The 12,773-nt window shown below is 73.6% G+C and carries 9 protein-coding genes and 1 pseudogene; 1 reads left to right on the forward strand and 9 read right to left on the reverse strand.

The genetic code is table 11. The features are described 5' to 3' along the window. Positions 1–89: 89 nt before the first annotated feature. From IE096_RS30285 to IE096_RS30315, 7 genes and pseudogenes are all read right to left on the reverse strand, one after another. Positions 90–947: a slipin family protein gene (locus IE096_RS30285; RefSeq protein ID WP_229820731.1), complete on the reverse strand. Its 858-nt coding sequence runs from the start codon at positions 945–947 to the stop codon at positions 90–92. Between the two features lie 174 nt (positions 948–1,121). Beyond that, positions 1,122–2,051 carry a S1 family peptidase gene (locus tag IE096_RS30290; protein ID WP_189457172.1) on the reverse strand — a complete coding sequence of 310 codons (930 nt, stop codon included), beginning with the start codon at positions 2,049–2,051 and terminating at the stop codon, positions 1,122–1,124. A gap of 260 nt (positions 2,052–2,311) precedes the next feature. Continuing rightward, positions 2,312–3,113, reverse strand: a pseudogene (locus IE096_RS30295) (DUF1684 domain-containing protein). Then, entirely contained in the window at positions 3,101–4,414 is a 1,314-nt protein-coding gene (locus tag IE096_RS30300) for an NtaA/DmoA family FMN-dependent monooxygenase (protein ID WP_189457174.1), read from the reverse strand. Before IE096_RS30300 ends, IE096_RS30295 begins: the two are co-directional and overlap by 13 nt. Then, entirely contained in the window at positions 4,411–5,475 is a 1,065-nt protein-coding gene (locus IE096_RS30305) for an LLM class flavin-dependent oxidoreductase (protein WP_189457176.1), read from the reverse strand. Before IE096_RS30305 ends, IE096_RS30300 begins: the two co-directional genes overlap by 4 nt. 84 nt (positions 5,476–5,559) lie before the next feature. Then, positions 5,560–7,422 carry an FAD/NAD(P)-binding protein gene (locus tag IE096_RS30310; protein ID WP_189457178.1) on the reverse strand — a complete coding sequence of 621 codons (1,863 nt, stop codon included), beginning with the start codon at positions 7,420–7,422 and terminating at the stop codon, positions 5,560–5,562. 426 nt (positions 7,423–7,848) lie between these two features. Then, a complete protein-coding gene (locus IE096_RS30315; protein ID WP_189457180.1) occupies positions 7,849–9,111 on the reverse strand; it encodes a DUF5685 family protein in 1,263 nt (420 codons plus the stop codon). 275 nt (positions 9,112–9,386) lie between these two features. Here IE096_RS30315 and IE096_RS30320 point away from each other — a divergent pair, with 275 nt between their 5' ends. Beyond that, on the forward strand, positions 9,387–9,830 hold the full coding sequence (locus IE096_RS30320) for a cell division protein SepF (RefSeq protein ID WP_126913509.1): 444 nt from the start codon (positions 9,387–9,389) through the stop codon (positions 9,828–9,830). Positions 9,831–9,851: 21 nt separating this feature from the next. Here the strand turns inward: IE096_RS30320 and IE096_RS30325 are convergent, their stop codons facing one another. Beyond that, complete coding sequence (locus tag IE096_RS30325) at positions 9,852–11,051, reverse strand: acyl-CoA dehydrogenase family protein (protein ID WP_189457182.1); 1,200 nt, start codon at positions 11,049–11,051, stop codon at positions 9,852–9,854. Between the two features lie 82 nt (positions 11,052–11,133). Beyond that, positions 11,134–12,720, reverse strand: a complete 1,587-nt coding sequence (locus IE096_RS30330; RefSeq protein ID WP_189457184.1) for an MFS transporter — start codon at positions 12,718–12,720, stop codon at positions 11,134–11,136. Positions 12,721–12,773 lie beyond the last annotated feature (53 nt).

Raw genomic sequence — 12,773 nt, forward strand, 5'->3', positions numbered from 1 at the left:
CCTGTCGGGTAACAACCCGACAGGGCGAAGTGATCAAACCCCGAATTCGCCAACGGCATCCCAGGGGTCCGGGGGCGGAGTCTCCGGGACTACGCGTGTCCGATACCGGCCTCCCCGTCACCGGTATCCGGAACGGCGGGCGGCACGTCCGGCGTACCCGAAGCTTCCGGAGCCTCCGGCTCCGCAGGCGCCCCCGCCCGTTCCAGGAACCGCAGCAACTCCACCGGGAACGGCAGCACGAGCGTGGAGTTCTTCTCCGCCGCCACCGCCACGATCGTCTGGAGCAGCCGGAGTTGCAGCGCGGCGGGCTGCGCCGCCATCGTGCCCGCCGCCTCCGCGAGCTTCTTCGACGCCAGCAGCTCCGCGTCCGCGTTGATCACCCGGGCCCGGCGCTCGCGCTCGGCCTCCGCCTGGCGCGACATCGAGCGCTTCATCGTCTCCGGCAGCGAGACGTCCTTGATCTCGACCCGGTCGATCTGCACGCCCCAGCCGATGGCCGGGCTGTCGAGCATCAGCTCCAGCCCCTGGTTGAGCTTCTCCCGGTTGGAGAGCAGATCGTCCAGATCGCTCTTGCCGATGATCGAGCGCAGCGAGGTCTGGGCCATCTGCGAGACGGCGAAGCGGTAGTCCTCGACCGCGATCACGGCCTCGGCGGGGTTGACGACCTTGAAGTAGACGACCGCGTCCACCCGGACGGTGACGTTGTCGCGGGTGATGCCCTCCTGGGCCGGGACGGGCATCGTGACGATCTGCATGTTCACCTTGCGCAGCCGGTCGACACCCGGAACGATCATGGTGTATCCCGGCTGCCGGATGTTCGGCAGCAGCCGCCCCAGCCGCAGCACCACACCGCGCTCGTACTGCTTGACCACCCGGGACGCCGCGGCCAGGTACACCGCCCCGGCCGACCCGGCGGCCACCGCCGCCGCCACGAGGTCTTCGAGCATCATGACCCCCTGCCGTTACCGTCGGGTGATACATCTCCACGGTATGCCCGCGCCAGGGTGTGGTCGAGCCCCCGGCCCAGGGGGGCCGGGGGCTCGTGTGCTGCTGGCCGCAGGCGTGGGGAAGGGCGGAGCGCGCTCGCGGTCAGGCGCCTGGAGGAGTGCCGGGCGGACGGGTCAGAAGACGCTCACCCCGTAGGCGGCGAGCGCCTTGGTGACCGGCTGGAAGAAGGTCGTGCCGCCGGAGGAGCAGTTGCCGCTGCCACCGGAGGTGAGGCCGAGGGCGGTGGAGCCGGCGAAGAGCGCGCCGCCGCTGTCGCCCGGCTCCGCGCAGACATTGGTCTTGATCAGGCCGCGGACGACCTGGCCGTTGCCGTAGTTGACCGTGGCGTTCAGGCCGGTGACGGTGCCGCCGTGGACCCCGGTCGTGGAGCCGCTGCGCTGGACGCGCTGGCCGACGGTGGCGTTGCCGGCGGTGGTGATGCGCTGCGATCCGCCGTTGTAGAGGTCGACCGCGCCGGGGTGCGGGATCGAGCCGTTGGCGTACTGGACGATGCCGTAGTCGTTGCCCGGGAAGCTGGTGCCGGTGGTGGGGCCGATGCTCGTGGTGTGGCTGGAGTTGGTGTAGTACTGCGGCTTGCCCTGGGTGCAGTGGCCGGCGGTCAGGAAGTAGTAGGTGTTGCCCTTGCGCACGTTGAAGCCGACGGAGCAGCGCCAGGTCGGCGCGTAGATCGCGTCGCCGCCGGCGAGCAGCTTCCGGAAGGTGCCGGGGGTGCGCTCGACGCGTATCGCGTCCGCGTCGTCCCCGGCCGAGCGTCTGATGCTCTCGATGGCCTCGTCGGAGACGGTGGAGTCGGCGGTGACCACGACGGATCCGGTGGCCCGGTCGACGACCCAGGCGGTACCGGGGACGTCGGCGGACTCCACGGCCGTGCTCAGCGAGGCCAGCCGGGCGGCGGACAAAGCGGACGTGGCGGCCTGGGCGCCGGGCTCGGCCCGGGCGACGCCGGTGACGAGGGCGGAGGCGGCCAGGAGTCCGGTCGTCACGGCCAGGACCCTGCGGTGGCCGGTGGTGCCGCTGCGGGGGGTGGTGCGCTTGATCCTCACGTTCTTCCTCCCGAGGGGGGTCGGGGGTCCACGTGGTGGGCGCGGACCCGTGAGGCGCAGCCAAAAAGGCACACCGGATTCCGCTTTCGCCGTGCCCCTGACAAGCGCTGTTCGGGAGTATTCGGGCCATCGGCGGCATGGCGCAAGGGCTCCTTTCGGACGCGCCCCCGCGCACCACGAAGCGCCCCGGCGGCTCTCCGGCCGCCGGGGTCCCCGCCCGGCCCTGCCCGAACATCGCTCTGAGCAGACACTGTGACGCGTCAGCGGGCGAGGAGGTTCCGCTCCCCCGCCGGGACGTCGAAGGGCAGCCGGTTGCCCGGCGGCGGGAAGGGGCAGATGAAGTGCTCGGCGAAGGCGCACGGCGGCAGCAGCGCCCGGTTGAAGTCGACGGTCAGCCGCCCCTCGGCGTCCGGCACCCCGGGCTTGAGGAAACGGAAGCGATAGCTGGAGACGCCGCTGGTGCCGTCGGCGATGACGGCCCACAGCGAGCCGTCGGCCTCCGCCGAGACCCGCAGCGCGTACTCCTCCCCGTCCTTGACGAAGGCCAGTTCACCCGCGACGCCCAGGCCGCGCGTCCGCCCGTCGGCGTTCTCCACCGCGACCGTCCGGTCACGGTCGTACGGACGGAACACCCCGGGCAGCACCCAGCTCGCGTCGTACGCGAAGGCGTCGATCCCGGCGGCCCGGGGCGGCCGGGTCGAACACCCGGACCGCCCACTGCCCTTCGCGGCACAGGACGAGCAGCTTCCGCTCCCCGTGCGCGACCCGGGCCGAGCCCGGCCCGGCGTCGGCGGTGAGCGTCGTGGCGCCCTCGAACGGCCGCCCGTCCAGGGTGAGCCCGTCGCCGGCGGAAGCGGTCAGCAGGACCCCGGCGCCGTCCGGGGCCTCGGTCCAGCGCCCGGGAGTGTCCGGGATTCGCCCCTCCGGAAGCTCGGACAGCCAGTGCGTGCCCGTCAGGGCGAGCGGGCCGTAGGGGGCCGAGGCCGCCTCGGCGCGCTCCTCGCGCCACTCTTTCCACCGCTGTCGCGCGTCACTCGTGCTCATGGCGGTCAACCCTTCCATACGGGCAGCGGCAGCCCTAGGTGGTCCCGGAGTGTCGACCCCGAGTGCTCCGCACGGAACGCGCCACGCTCCTGGAGCAGGGGGACGACCCGCTCGACGAAGTCGTCGAGCCCGCCGGGGGTGAGATGGGGGACGAGGATGAAGCCGTCCGCGGCCTCCTCGGTGACGAACTCGTCCATTCGCGCGGCCACTTGGCGCGGGGTGCCGATGAAGGACTGCCGCCCGGTCGCCTCGATCACGGTCTGCCGGATGGACAGGCCCTTGGCCTCCGACAGGGCGCGCCACTTGGCGGCGACGGCGAACGGATCGCCCAGCGGCACCCGGCCCTGGGTCAGCCGCCCCTCCGGGTCGGGGTCGACGTCGGGCAGCGGCCCGTCGGGGTCGTAGGCCGACAGGTCCCGGCCCCAGACCTGTTCCAGGGTGAGGATCGCGGTCTGCGGGGAGACCTGCTGTTCGCGGATGACGTCCGCTTTCTCCTGCGCCTCGGCGGCGGTGTCGCCCAGCACGAAGGTGACCCCGGGCATGATCTTCAGCTCCTCGGGCCGCCGCCCGTACGCCGCCAGCCGCCCCTTGACGTCGGCGTAGAAGGCGCGGCCCGCCTCCAGGGTGCCGTGCCGGGTGAAGACGACGTCGGCGGCGGACGCAGCGAACTCCCGGCCCTCCTCGGAGTCCCCCGCCTGGATCACCACGGGGTGGCCCTGCGGACTGCGGGGCACGTCGAAGGTCCCCGAGACGGAGAAGTGCCGCCCTCGGTGGACGAAGGGGCGGGGGGTGCCGTCCGCCCCCGACGAATGTGGCAGCCAGGAGTCCCACAGCTCGCGGGCCGTGGCGACGAACTCGGCGGCCCGGGTGTAGCGGTCGGCCCGGTCGAGGTAGCCGCCGCGCCGGAAGTTCTCGCCGGTGAAGGCGTCGGAGGAGGTGACGACGTTCCAGGCCGCGCGCCCGCCGCTGAGGTGGTCGAGGGAGGCGAGGCGCCGGGCGAGCTCGTAGGGCTCGTTGAAGGTGGCGTTGACGGTGGCGGCGAGGCCCAGCCGCTCGGTGACGGCGGCCAGCGCGTTCAGCACGGTGACCGACTCGGGCCGGCCGACGACGTCCAGGTCGTGCAGCCGCCCCTTGTGCTCGCGCAGCCGCAGCCCCTCGGCGAGGAAGAAGAAGTCGAAGAGCCCGCGCTCGGCGACGCGCGCGAGGTGCTCGAAGGAGGAGAAGTCGATCTGGCTCCCGGCGCGCGGATCGGCCCAGACGGTGGTGTTGTTGACGCCGGGGAAGTGCGCGGCGAGGTGCATCCGCTTGCGGGTGGTCATGCGGTCTCCCTGACGGTGGTCTCCCGGACGGTGGCGTAGCGGTTGGCGGGGCGGGCGAGACAGAGGTGCTCGCGGAGGGTGGAGCCGGGGTAGAAGCCGCGCAGCAGGCCCCGGTGCTGGAGGACGGGCACGGTGCCGTCGACGAGCAGGGCGAGGTCCCGGTCGGGGTCCTGCGGGCGGAAGTGGAAGCCGTCGGCGACGCCGTCGGTGTACCAGCGGTCGACGAGGTCGGCGAGCGCGACCGCGTCGGCGGCCGCGTGGAGCGCGACCGGCAGCGAGGCGAGCACGACGAGCCGGCCGCCGTGGCCGCCGGGGTCGCGGCCGTGGGCCCGGGCGCGTTGCCGTAAGTCGCCGCGCGCGGCGCGGACGGCGTGCGCGGCCCGGGGGTCGTCCGGGTTCCCGACGCGGACGTAGGCGACGTCCGCGTGGCGGGCGGCGGTGGCCTGGGCGGCCGGTGCGGTGGCGTCGACGGCGACCACGGGCCGGCCCTGCGGCGGGCGGGGCACGATGGAGGGGCCGCGCACGCTGAAGCCGGGGCCCTCGAAGTCGACGTGGTGGAGCTTGTCGCGGTCGACGAACCGCCCGGAGGCGACGTCCCGGATCTCGGCGTCGTCCTCCCAGCTGTCCCACAGCCGGGCGACGACGTCGGCGACGGCCTCGGCCTCCCGCCAGGCGGCCCAGGCGTCCGGCGCCTCGCGCCGCCCGAAGACCGCCGCCTCGCGGTCGTCCGTGGACACCTCGACGGTCCACCCGGCGCGGCCCCGGCTCGCCCAGTCGAGGGTGGCCAGGGCGGAGGAGACGTGGAACGGCTCGGTGTGGGTGGTGGTGACGGTGGGCACGAGCCCGATCCGCTCCGTGGCGGGCGCGACCCGGGCGAGCACGGCGAGCGCGTCGAGCCGCCCCCGCCCCCGCCGGGGCGGCCCGAACGAGTCGCCGAGCGTGACGAAGTCGAACCGCCCCCGCTCGGCGAGCCGGGCGGCCTCGACGTAGGGCTCGGCGGCGTAGGTCCCGGGCCGGTCGAGAGCGACGGAGAGATGAAGCGGACGAGTAGGTTCAGGCATGGGGATCTCCCTCAGAGGTTGTGGGCAGTCGTGCCGCAAGGGCGGCACAGGTGGGCACAACCGGCCCGCGGCCGCGAACCGGCCTCAGCGCACACCGGCGCACAGCGCAAGAAGCGCCCGCGCAGCGGCATCGTTCTGCCGAAAGGCAGGCGCGTTGGTCCCGGGCCGAGCGAACGCACCGGACGACCGCGCGTCCGTATGCGGCCCGAGCGCGAACCGCCGAGGATGCGGCACCCCGTCGGTCCCGAGGACCCGCCCGTCCTCGGGGTGGACGGCGAGCAGCCCGGCGGGCGTGACGCGCACCTCTCGCCGCAGCTCCCGCAGCAGCGGGTCGCGCGACCGGTCGACGGACGGCTCGGGCAACCGCGCCTCCACCAGCGCCCGCGCCTCGACGCCGAGGCCCGGCGCGCTGACGCTCCGCGCCCGGAACACCCCGCGTTCCGCGTCCGTCTCGTAGGCCGTGTCGGCGCCGAGGAACCGGACGACGCCCGCGCGGGAGAGCGCGAGCAGTTGCCGCAGCCGGGGGCCGGGCGGCCCGGAGGCGAGGTAGCTGAAGAAGCCGTGCCACTCCGTGCCGATGTCGCCGAGCGCGGCGAGCTGCCCGTAGACGGAGAGCAGCCCGAGGAAGACGGCGAGGTCCGGGCTGTGGCAGGGGTTGTGGCGGCGGGCGAGGTCGGCCTCGATGTGGGCACGCAGGCCCTCCTGGAGGGCCTCCCCGTCGGGGAAGCGCAGCCCGGCGAGCGGGCGGTCGAGCGCCTCCAGGTCGAGCCGGTCGGCGGGGTCGGGCACCGACGCGGAGACCAGCGCGTCGAGTTCGGCGCTGCCGGGTGCGCAGACGGCGTACTTCTCCTCGAAGACCTGCCAGTCGACTGCCGTCCGCGCCGGGTGGGCGGTGAACAGCCGGTGGTAGTGGGCGAAGCCGAGTTCCTTCTCCACCAGCGGCCGGATGTCGCGGTGGTAGTCGAGCCGGCCGGGGCGGGCGCGCAGCTCCTGGATCTCGGCGGGGCCCAGGAAGCGCGGCAGCGGGGGCGGTTCGCCGTGCCAGCCGTAGCTCAGCTTGGCGCGGTAGGGGACGCCGCGCCGGGATCCGACGTGGAGGACGGGCTCGCGCCCGGAGGGGTGGTAGGTGAGCGCGCCCTTGGCGTCGGTGGTGAACCGGCCTCCTCTGCCCTCGGTCAGCAGGGCCATGAGGTCGACGAAGGCGAGGCCGAAGCCGCGGACGAGGACGGGCTCGCCGGGGCGCAGGGCGTCCAGGTCGCTGTCGGCGGTGAACTCGGGCGGCAGGTAGGTCAGTCCGTGGTCGGTGGCGAAGGAGGCGAGGGCCCGCTCGCCGGGGCCGGGGTCGGCGTCGAGGTGGCCGAGGGCGAGGACGACGGCGTCGGCGAGGAGCGGCTGTCCCCGGCCCTCCAGCCACACCCGTTGCCGGCCGTCGCGGGGCCCGGAGAGCCGTACGGCCCGGCGGCGGTGCTCGTGGACGGTGATCCCGGCGGGCAGGGTGGCGACCGCGCGGTCGTACACCCAGGACAGATAGGCGCTCTGGAGCCGTCGGCCGGCGAAGCTCCGGGGCGTCAGCTCCCGGGCCTCGGCGGCCGTTCCGGGATCGAGGTGGATCGTTTCGGCACCGTCGCGGACGCGGGCCGCCCACTCGGCGAGCGAGGGGCCGTGGCGGACCGGGCCGGCGCATTCGACGGAGTCGTCGGTGTACATCGTGACGTCCTCGGCCATGGAGTTCATCCACAGCAGCGGGGACTGGTCGTGCCGCCAGACCCGGCCGCCGCCCGGTGGGTGGGGGTCGACGAGGTGGAGGTCGAGGCGGGCGCCCGCGAGGAGTTCGGGGGCGTTGGCGGCGATGCGCTCGACCAGGCCGGTGCCACGCGGGCCCGCGCCGACGACGACGAGGGAGGGGGCGGGACGCGGGTGGGACGGGGGGCGCGGGTGCGCGGGCATGCGAAGGCTCCGTGGATGCGGTGATCGAACACGGGATGGTGCCGCCTTCACCGGACGCGCCCCTCAGCACGGCCGGACGTCGAGGCTAAGCCGGGGCCTCGGGGCGCTGTCAACCCTGTCCAGAACGGCGTCCACAGTGTGGGCAGCCCGTCTCAACTCGGTTGACGGGACAACCGGATGGCTGTTCCACTTACGTCATGCGTCCTGGGCAGCGGCTCGTCACCCGCGACCACATCGACTTCGGCCGGGTGTGGTCCGCCTCCTGTACGAGCTGACCGCGCGTCCTCGTACCGCCGAGACACGACGCGCGCCGTGGCGCCCGCGCGCCCCGGCGCCCGCTGCCTTCACCAGCGCGGCAGTTCTGCCGCGCCCTCCCCTCGCACGTCCACGCACCGCCCCTTCGCCCGGCCCTTCGGGCCGGGCGGTTCAGCAGTCACAGCCGCAATCGCAACCGTCACAGCAGTCGCATCCATCGCAGCACTTACTGCAACAGTCACAGCAATTGCAGCAGTCACCACAGTCGCCGCAATCGCCACCATCACAGTTGTCACAGCACTTGGCGCACCAACCCTCGCGCGGCCGCCCGTCCCAGGGGTCCGAGTAGGGGTCCTTGCAGCAGATCTGGCCGGTGCAGAACATGCCGGTCCAGACGGCGCAGCCCGCGATGAGCCCCCGGCGTCGCCGGCGGCCGCCCCTCGGCGGCTCCGGCGGCGCGGTCGGCGGCATCACGGGCGGCGGCCCGAAGGCGCCCTCGGGCGCGGCGTGCCCGTGCCCCGCCGCGTGCCCGTCGGCGGTGTGCCCGTGGGTCGCGCAGCCGCCGGTCGCGAACGCCCGGTCCACGGAACGTTCCAGCTCGTGCGCCAGCAGGAGGTGCGCCAGCCTGCCCTGGGACTTGCTCGCGAACGTAACGTCCCGCAGGGCCAGCCGCACCCCGCGCGCCGCGTCGTCGCACAGCCGCCGCGCCTCGTCGAGGCCGGTACCGGTGGCGGTGATGGGGTTCCAGGACCCGGTGCGGGCGTCCTCCTCCAGGTCCTCGACGGCGTCGAGGAGATGGGCGAGCCGGCCGAAGAGCCGGCCCGCCTCCTCCAGCGCCGGCCGGTTGGCGGGCCTGCCCGCGAGCACGGCCGTGTATCCGAAGGCCATGGCGGTGGCCGTCTCGGTGGGCTCGGTGACCTCCAGCAGCGGGGTGCCCGGACCGGCCAGCGCCTCGACGCCCGCCTGCCGTTCGACGGCGTCGACCAGAACGGCCGTGTCGAAACCGAGTTCCGCCCCCGTACGGGCACCCGCCCCCTCCCAGCGGGCGGCGATGCCGCGCGCGGCCGCCGCGACCGGACGGCGCGCCAACAACCCGTCGCCGTCGGCGACATGGTCGCGCATCTTCGCGGAGGCCAGGACGAGCGAGACCGTGGCGGCCAGCCGGGCGCCCTCACCGTGGGCCACGGACGCGGAGCGCATCCCGCGGAGCGGGCAGGGCCCGGCGGTGCGCCGCCAGGCGCCGGCCTCCTTCGTCTCCGTGGACTGCGCCTCGACCAGCACCGATATGACGAGACCGTCATAGTTGGTTGCTATTCGAGCGAATTGCCCGTGATCACCCCTCAACGCCAGACAGAGTCCGCAGAGATGCGCCATCCACTCCGCTCGCATGCGCTCCGAGAGTCTGTGACGGCATGGCCTGATGATCCCGAACAAAACGTGTCCCCGTGTGTGGTGTCGATGTGCCCGGGCATCCTAGTCAGCGGGGACAATCGAGCTGGGCCGGAGGCCGTCCACTCCGGTCCATGCCGCATATGCCCAGGTCCGGCGCCTAAGGTCGGCTCATAGGAGTTTCTGACGCACCGCCACCCACTTTGCACCAGATGCGTCACGAAATCCCCGCATGGCCGCCATCCACTTGGCACATCATCCGCATCATGGACGACCATAGAGGAGCGGGCGGAACACACCGCGTGTGAGAGGAGGCGTCCATGGGATCGGTGCGCAAGGCGAGTGCGTGGCTTGGCCTCGTCGACGACAGCGATGACGAGCGCTACTACGGCGGCTACGAAGAGGACTCGGACGAGGGGACCGAGCCCGGCGACTCCTGGGTGACCAACCCCAAGGTCCGTGTGGCCGACGAGGTCGCACAGGAACAGGGCACCCGTATCGCCACGGTCACCCCGGACGGCTTCCGGGACGCCCGCGGCATCGGCGAGCTGTTCCGGGACGGCGTACCGGTCATCGTCAACCTCACGGGCATGGAGCCCAGCGACGCCAAGCGGGTGGTGGACTTCGCCGCCGGGTTGACCTTCGGCCTCCGCGGCTCGATCGAACGCGTGGCGAACAGGGTCTTCCTGCTCACCCCCGCCGACTACAAGGTCGTCAGCGGGGAGGGGGGCCGCGCACAGGGCGGCTTCTTCAACCAGAGCTGACGCACGGGCAGGGCCCGGTGCTCACCGGAACGCGTCGAGGCCGGTGAGCGCCTTGCCCAGCACCAGCTGGTGCATCTCCACGGTGCCCTCGTAGGTCAGCACCGACTCCAGGTTCGTCGCGTGGCGCATCACGGGGTACTCGAGCGAGATCCCGTTGGCGCCCAGGACCGTCCGGGCGGTACGGCAGATCTCGATCGCCTCCCGCACGTTGTTGAGCTTCCCGAAGCTCACCTGCTCCGGCCGCAGCCGCCCCGCGTCCATCCGCCGGCCCAGATGGTGGGCCAGCAGTACGCCCTTGTGGAGCTCCAGCGCCATGTCGGCCAGTTTGGCCTGGGTGAGCTGGAAGCCGCCGATGGGCCGGCCGAACTGCTCGCGCGTGCGCGCGTAGTCCAGGGCCGTCTCGAAGCAGGTGCGCGCGGCGCCCATCGCGCCCCAGACGATGCCGTACCGGGCGTGGTTGAGACAGCCGAGCGGGCCGCCCAGCCCCTTCGCCCCGGGCAGCACCGCGTCGGCGGGCAGCCGCACCTCGTCCAGGACCAGCTCGCTGGTGACGGAGGCGCGCAGCGACCACTTGTGCTTGATCTCGGGCGCGGAGAAGCCGGGGCTGTCGGTGGGGACGACGAATCCCCTGATCCCCTCGTCCGTCCGGGCCCAGACGACCGCGACGCCGGCCACCGAGCCGTTGGTGATCCACATCTTGCGGCCCGTCAGCAGCCAGTCGCCGCCGGCGTCGCGCTTGGCGTACGTCCGCATCCCGCCGGGGTCCGAGCCGTGGTCGGGCTCGGTCAGCCCGAAGCAGCCGATGATCTCGCCGGCCGCCATCCCGGGCAGCCAGCGCCGCTTCTGCTCCTCGGAGCCGAAGCGGTGGATGGCGTACATCGCGAGGGAACCCTGCACGGAGACGAGGGAACGGATGCCGGAGTCGGCCGCCTCCACCTCCAGGCACGCCAGCCCGTACTGCACGGCGCTCGCGCCCGCGCAGCCGTAGCCGGTGAGCTGCATGCCGAGGGCGCCCATGGCGCCGAGCTCCCGGGCGAGCTCGCGCACGGGGACCTCGCCGCTCTCGTACCACTCCGCGATGTGCGGCAGCACACGGTCGCGCGCCCAGCTCCTGACGGAGTCCCGGATGGCCCGGTCCTCGTCGGTGAGCAGGTCGTCGATGCCGAGCGGATCATGTGGATCGAACACGGGGCAGCCTCCGGCTCGGTTCGGGGTGATCATCGCCTGCCCAGAACGCTACGGGTGGGTAACCCCCGGCGTCCAGACCCGGCCGGGGTGGGGTTCGGCACCCGCCGGGGCGGCCTCAGCCCTCCGCCGGCTCCAGCCCGCGCGGCAGCCGCAGCGCCGCCACCGCGCCCAGCGCGAGCAGCCCCGCGCTCACCACGAGCGTCACGTGGAGGCCGTGCACGAAGGCGTCCCGCGCGGCCACCCGCAGCGCGGCGCCCGCCGGGCCGTCGAGGCGGGCGGCGACCTCGTACGCCTCGCCCAGCGAGTGGCTCGCGGCCAGGCCCGCCGCGCTCGGGACGCCGGGGACGGCGTCGACGCCCGGCGCGTACGCCGCGTTCATGACGCTGCCGAGGAGCGCGATGCCGATGCCCGCGCCGAGCTGGTACGACGTCTCGCCGATCGCGGCCGCGCCGCCCGCCGCCCGCGCGGGGGCCTCGCTCAGCATCGACTCGTACGCTCCGAAGAGCGTGGTCTCCAGGCCGAAGCCGAGCAGGACGAAGCCGGCGATCAGCGCGTAGGGGCGGTCTTCCGCGCCCATGACGGTCAGTGAGAGCACCGCCATCGCGGTGAGCACGAAGCCCGCCGAGACCATCGCGCGCGGCCCGAACCGCTGGAGCACCCGCGAGCCGGCGAGGCCGGCGGCCATCGCGGCGAGGGTGAGGGGCAGCAGGCGCAGGCCCGTCTCGAGCGGGGTGAGGCCGAGGACGAGCTGGAGGTACTGGGCGGCGATGAGTTCCAGGCCGACCAGCGCCAGCATGGCCAGCACGATGCAGCCGACGGAGGTGCCGAAGGCGGGCCGCGCGAACAGCGTGAGGTCGACGAGCGGATGGGCCCGCCGCCGCTGCCGCCGGACGAAGAGGACGAGCAGGGCGGCGCCCACGGCGGCCGGGACGACCGTGCCCAGCGAGAGCGCCTCCGCTCCGCCCACCCGCTTGACCCCGTAGACGACGCCGAACAGGCCGAACGCCGCCATCAGCGCGCCGAGGACGTCCCACGGGCCGTCGTGGTCGCCGGTCGACTCGGGCAGCAGCCAGCGGCCGACGGGGAGGCTGACGGCCATGAGCGGGATGTTGATGAGGAAGACGGAGCCCCACCAGAAGTGCTCCAGCAGGAATCCCCCGAGCAGCGGCCCGACGGCCGCGCCCACCGCCGCCACCGCGCTCCACACGCCGATGGCCAGGGCGCGCTCCCGGCGATCGGGGAAGACCTGCCGGAGGATCGAGAGCGTCGCCGGCATGATCATCGCGCCGCCGGCGCCGAGCAGCGCCCGGGCGGCGATCAGGATCTCCGGTGTCGGCGCGACGGCGGCGAGCCCGGAGGCCACGCCGAAGAGGGCGTAGCCGAGGAGCAGCACCCGGCGGCGGCCGACCCGGTCGCCGAGGGTGCCGAAGAGGATGAGCAGCGAGGCGCAGACGAGGGGGTAGACGTCGACGATCCACAGCAGCTGTATCGCGCCCGGGCGCAGGTCCTCCGTGACGGCCGGGACCGCGACGTGCAGCACGGTGGCGTCGACGGCGACCAGGAGCAGGCTGACGCAGAGGACGACGAGCACGGTCCACCGGCTCGTCGAGGCGGCACCCGGCCCTTCCGCGCGGCGCGGCCGGAGCCGCTGCCGGGGAACGCCGACCGGCCTTCTGGGGCCGGCGGTGGTCGTCCCGGACATCCACACACCTCCGTGTCATGCGCTCGCGGCCAGGGGGCCGGGGAAACCAGTTG

The sequence above is a fragment of the Streptomyces abikoensis genome (assembly GCF_014648775.1).
In the GTDB taxonomy this organism is placed as follows: Bacteria; Actinomycetota; Actinomycetes; order Streptomycetales; family Streptomycetaceae; genus Streptomyces; species Streptomyces abikoensis.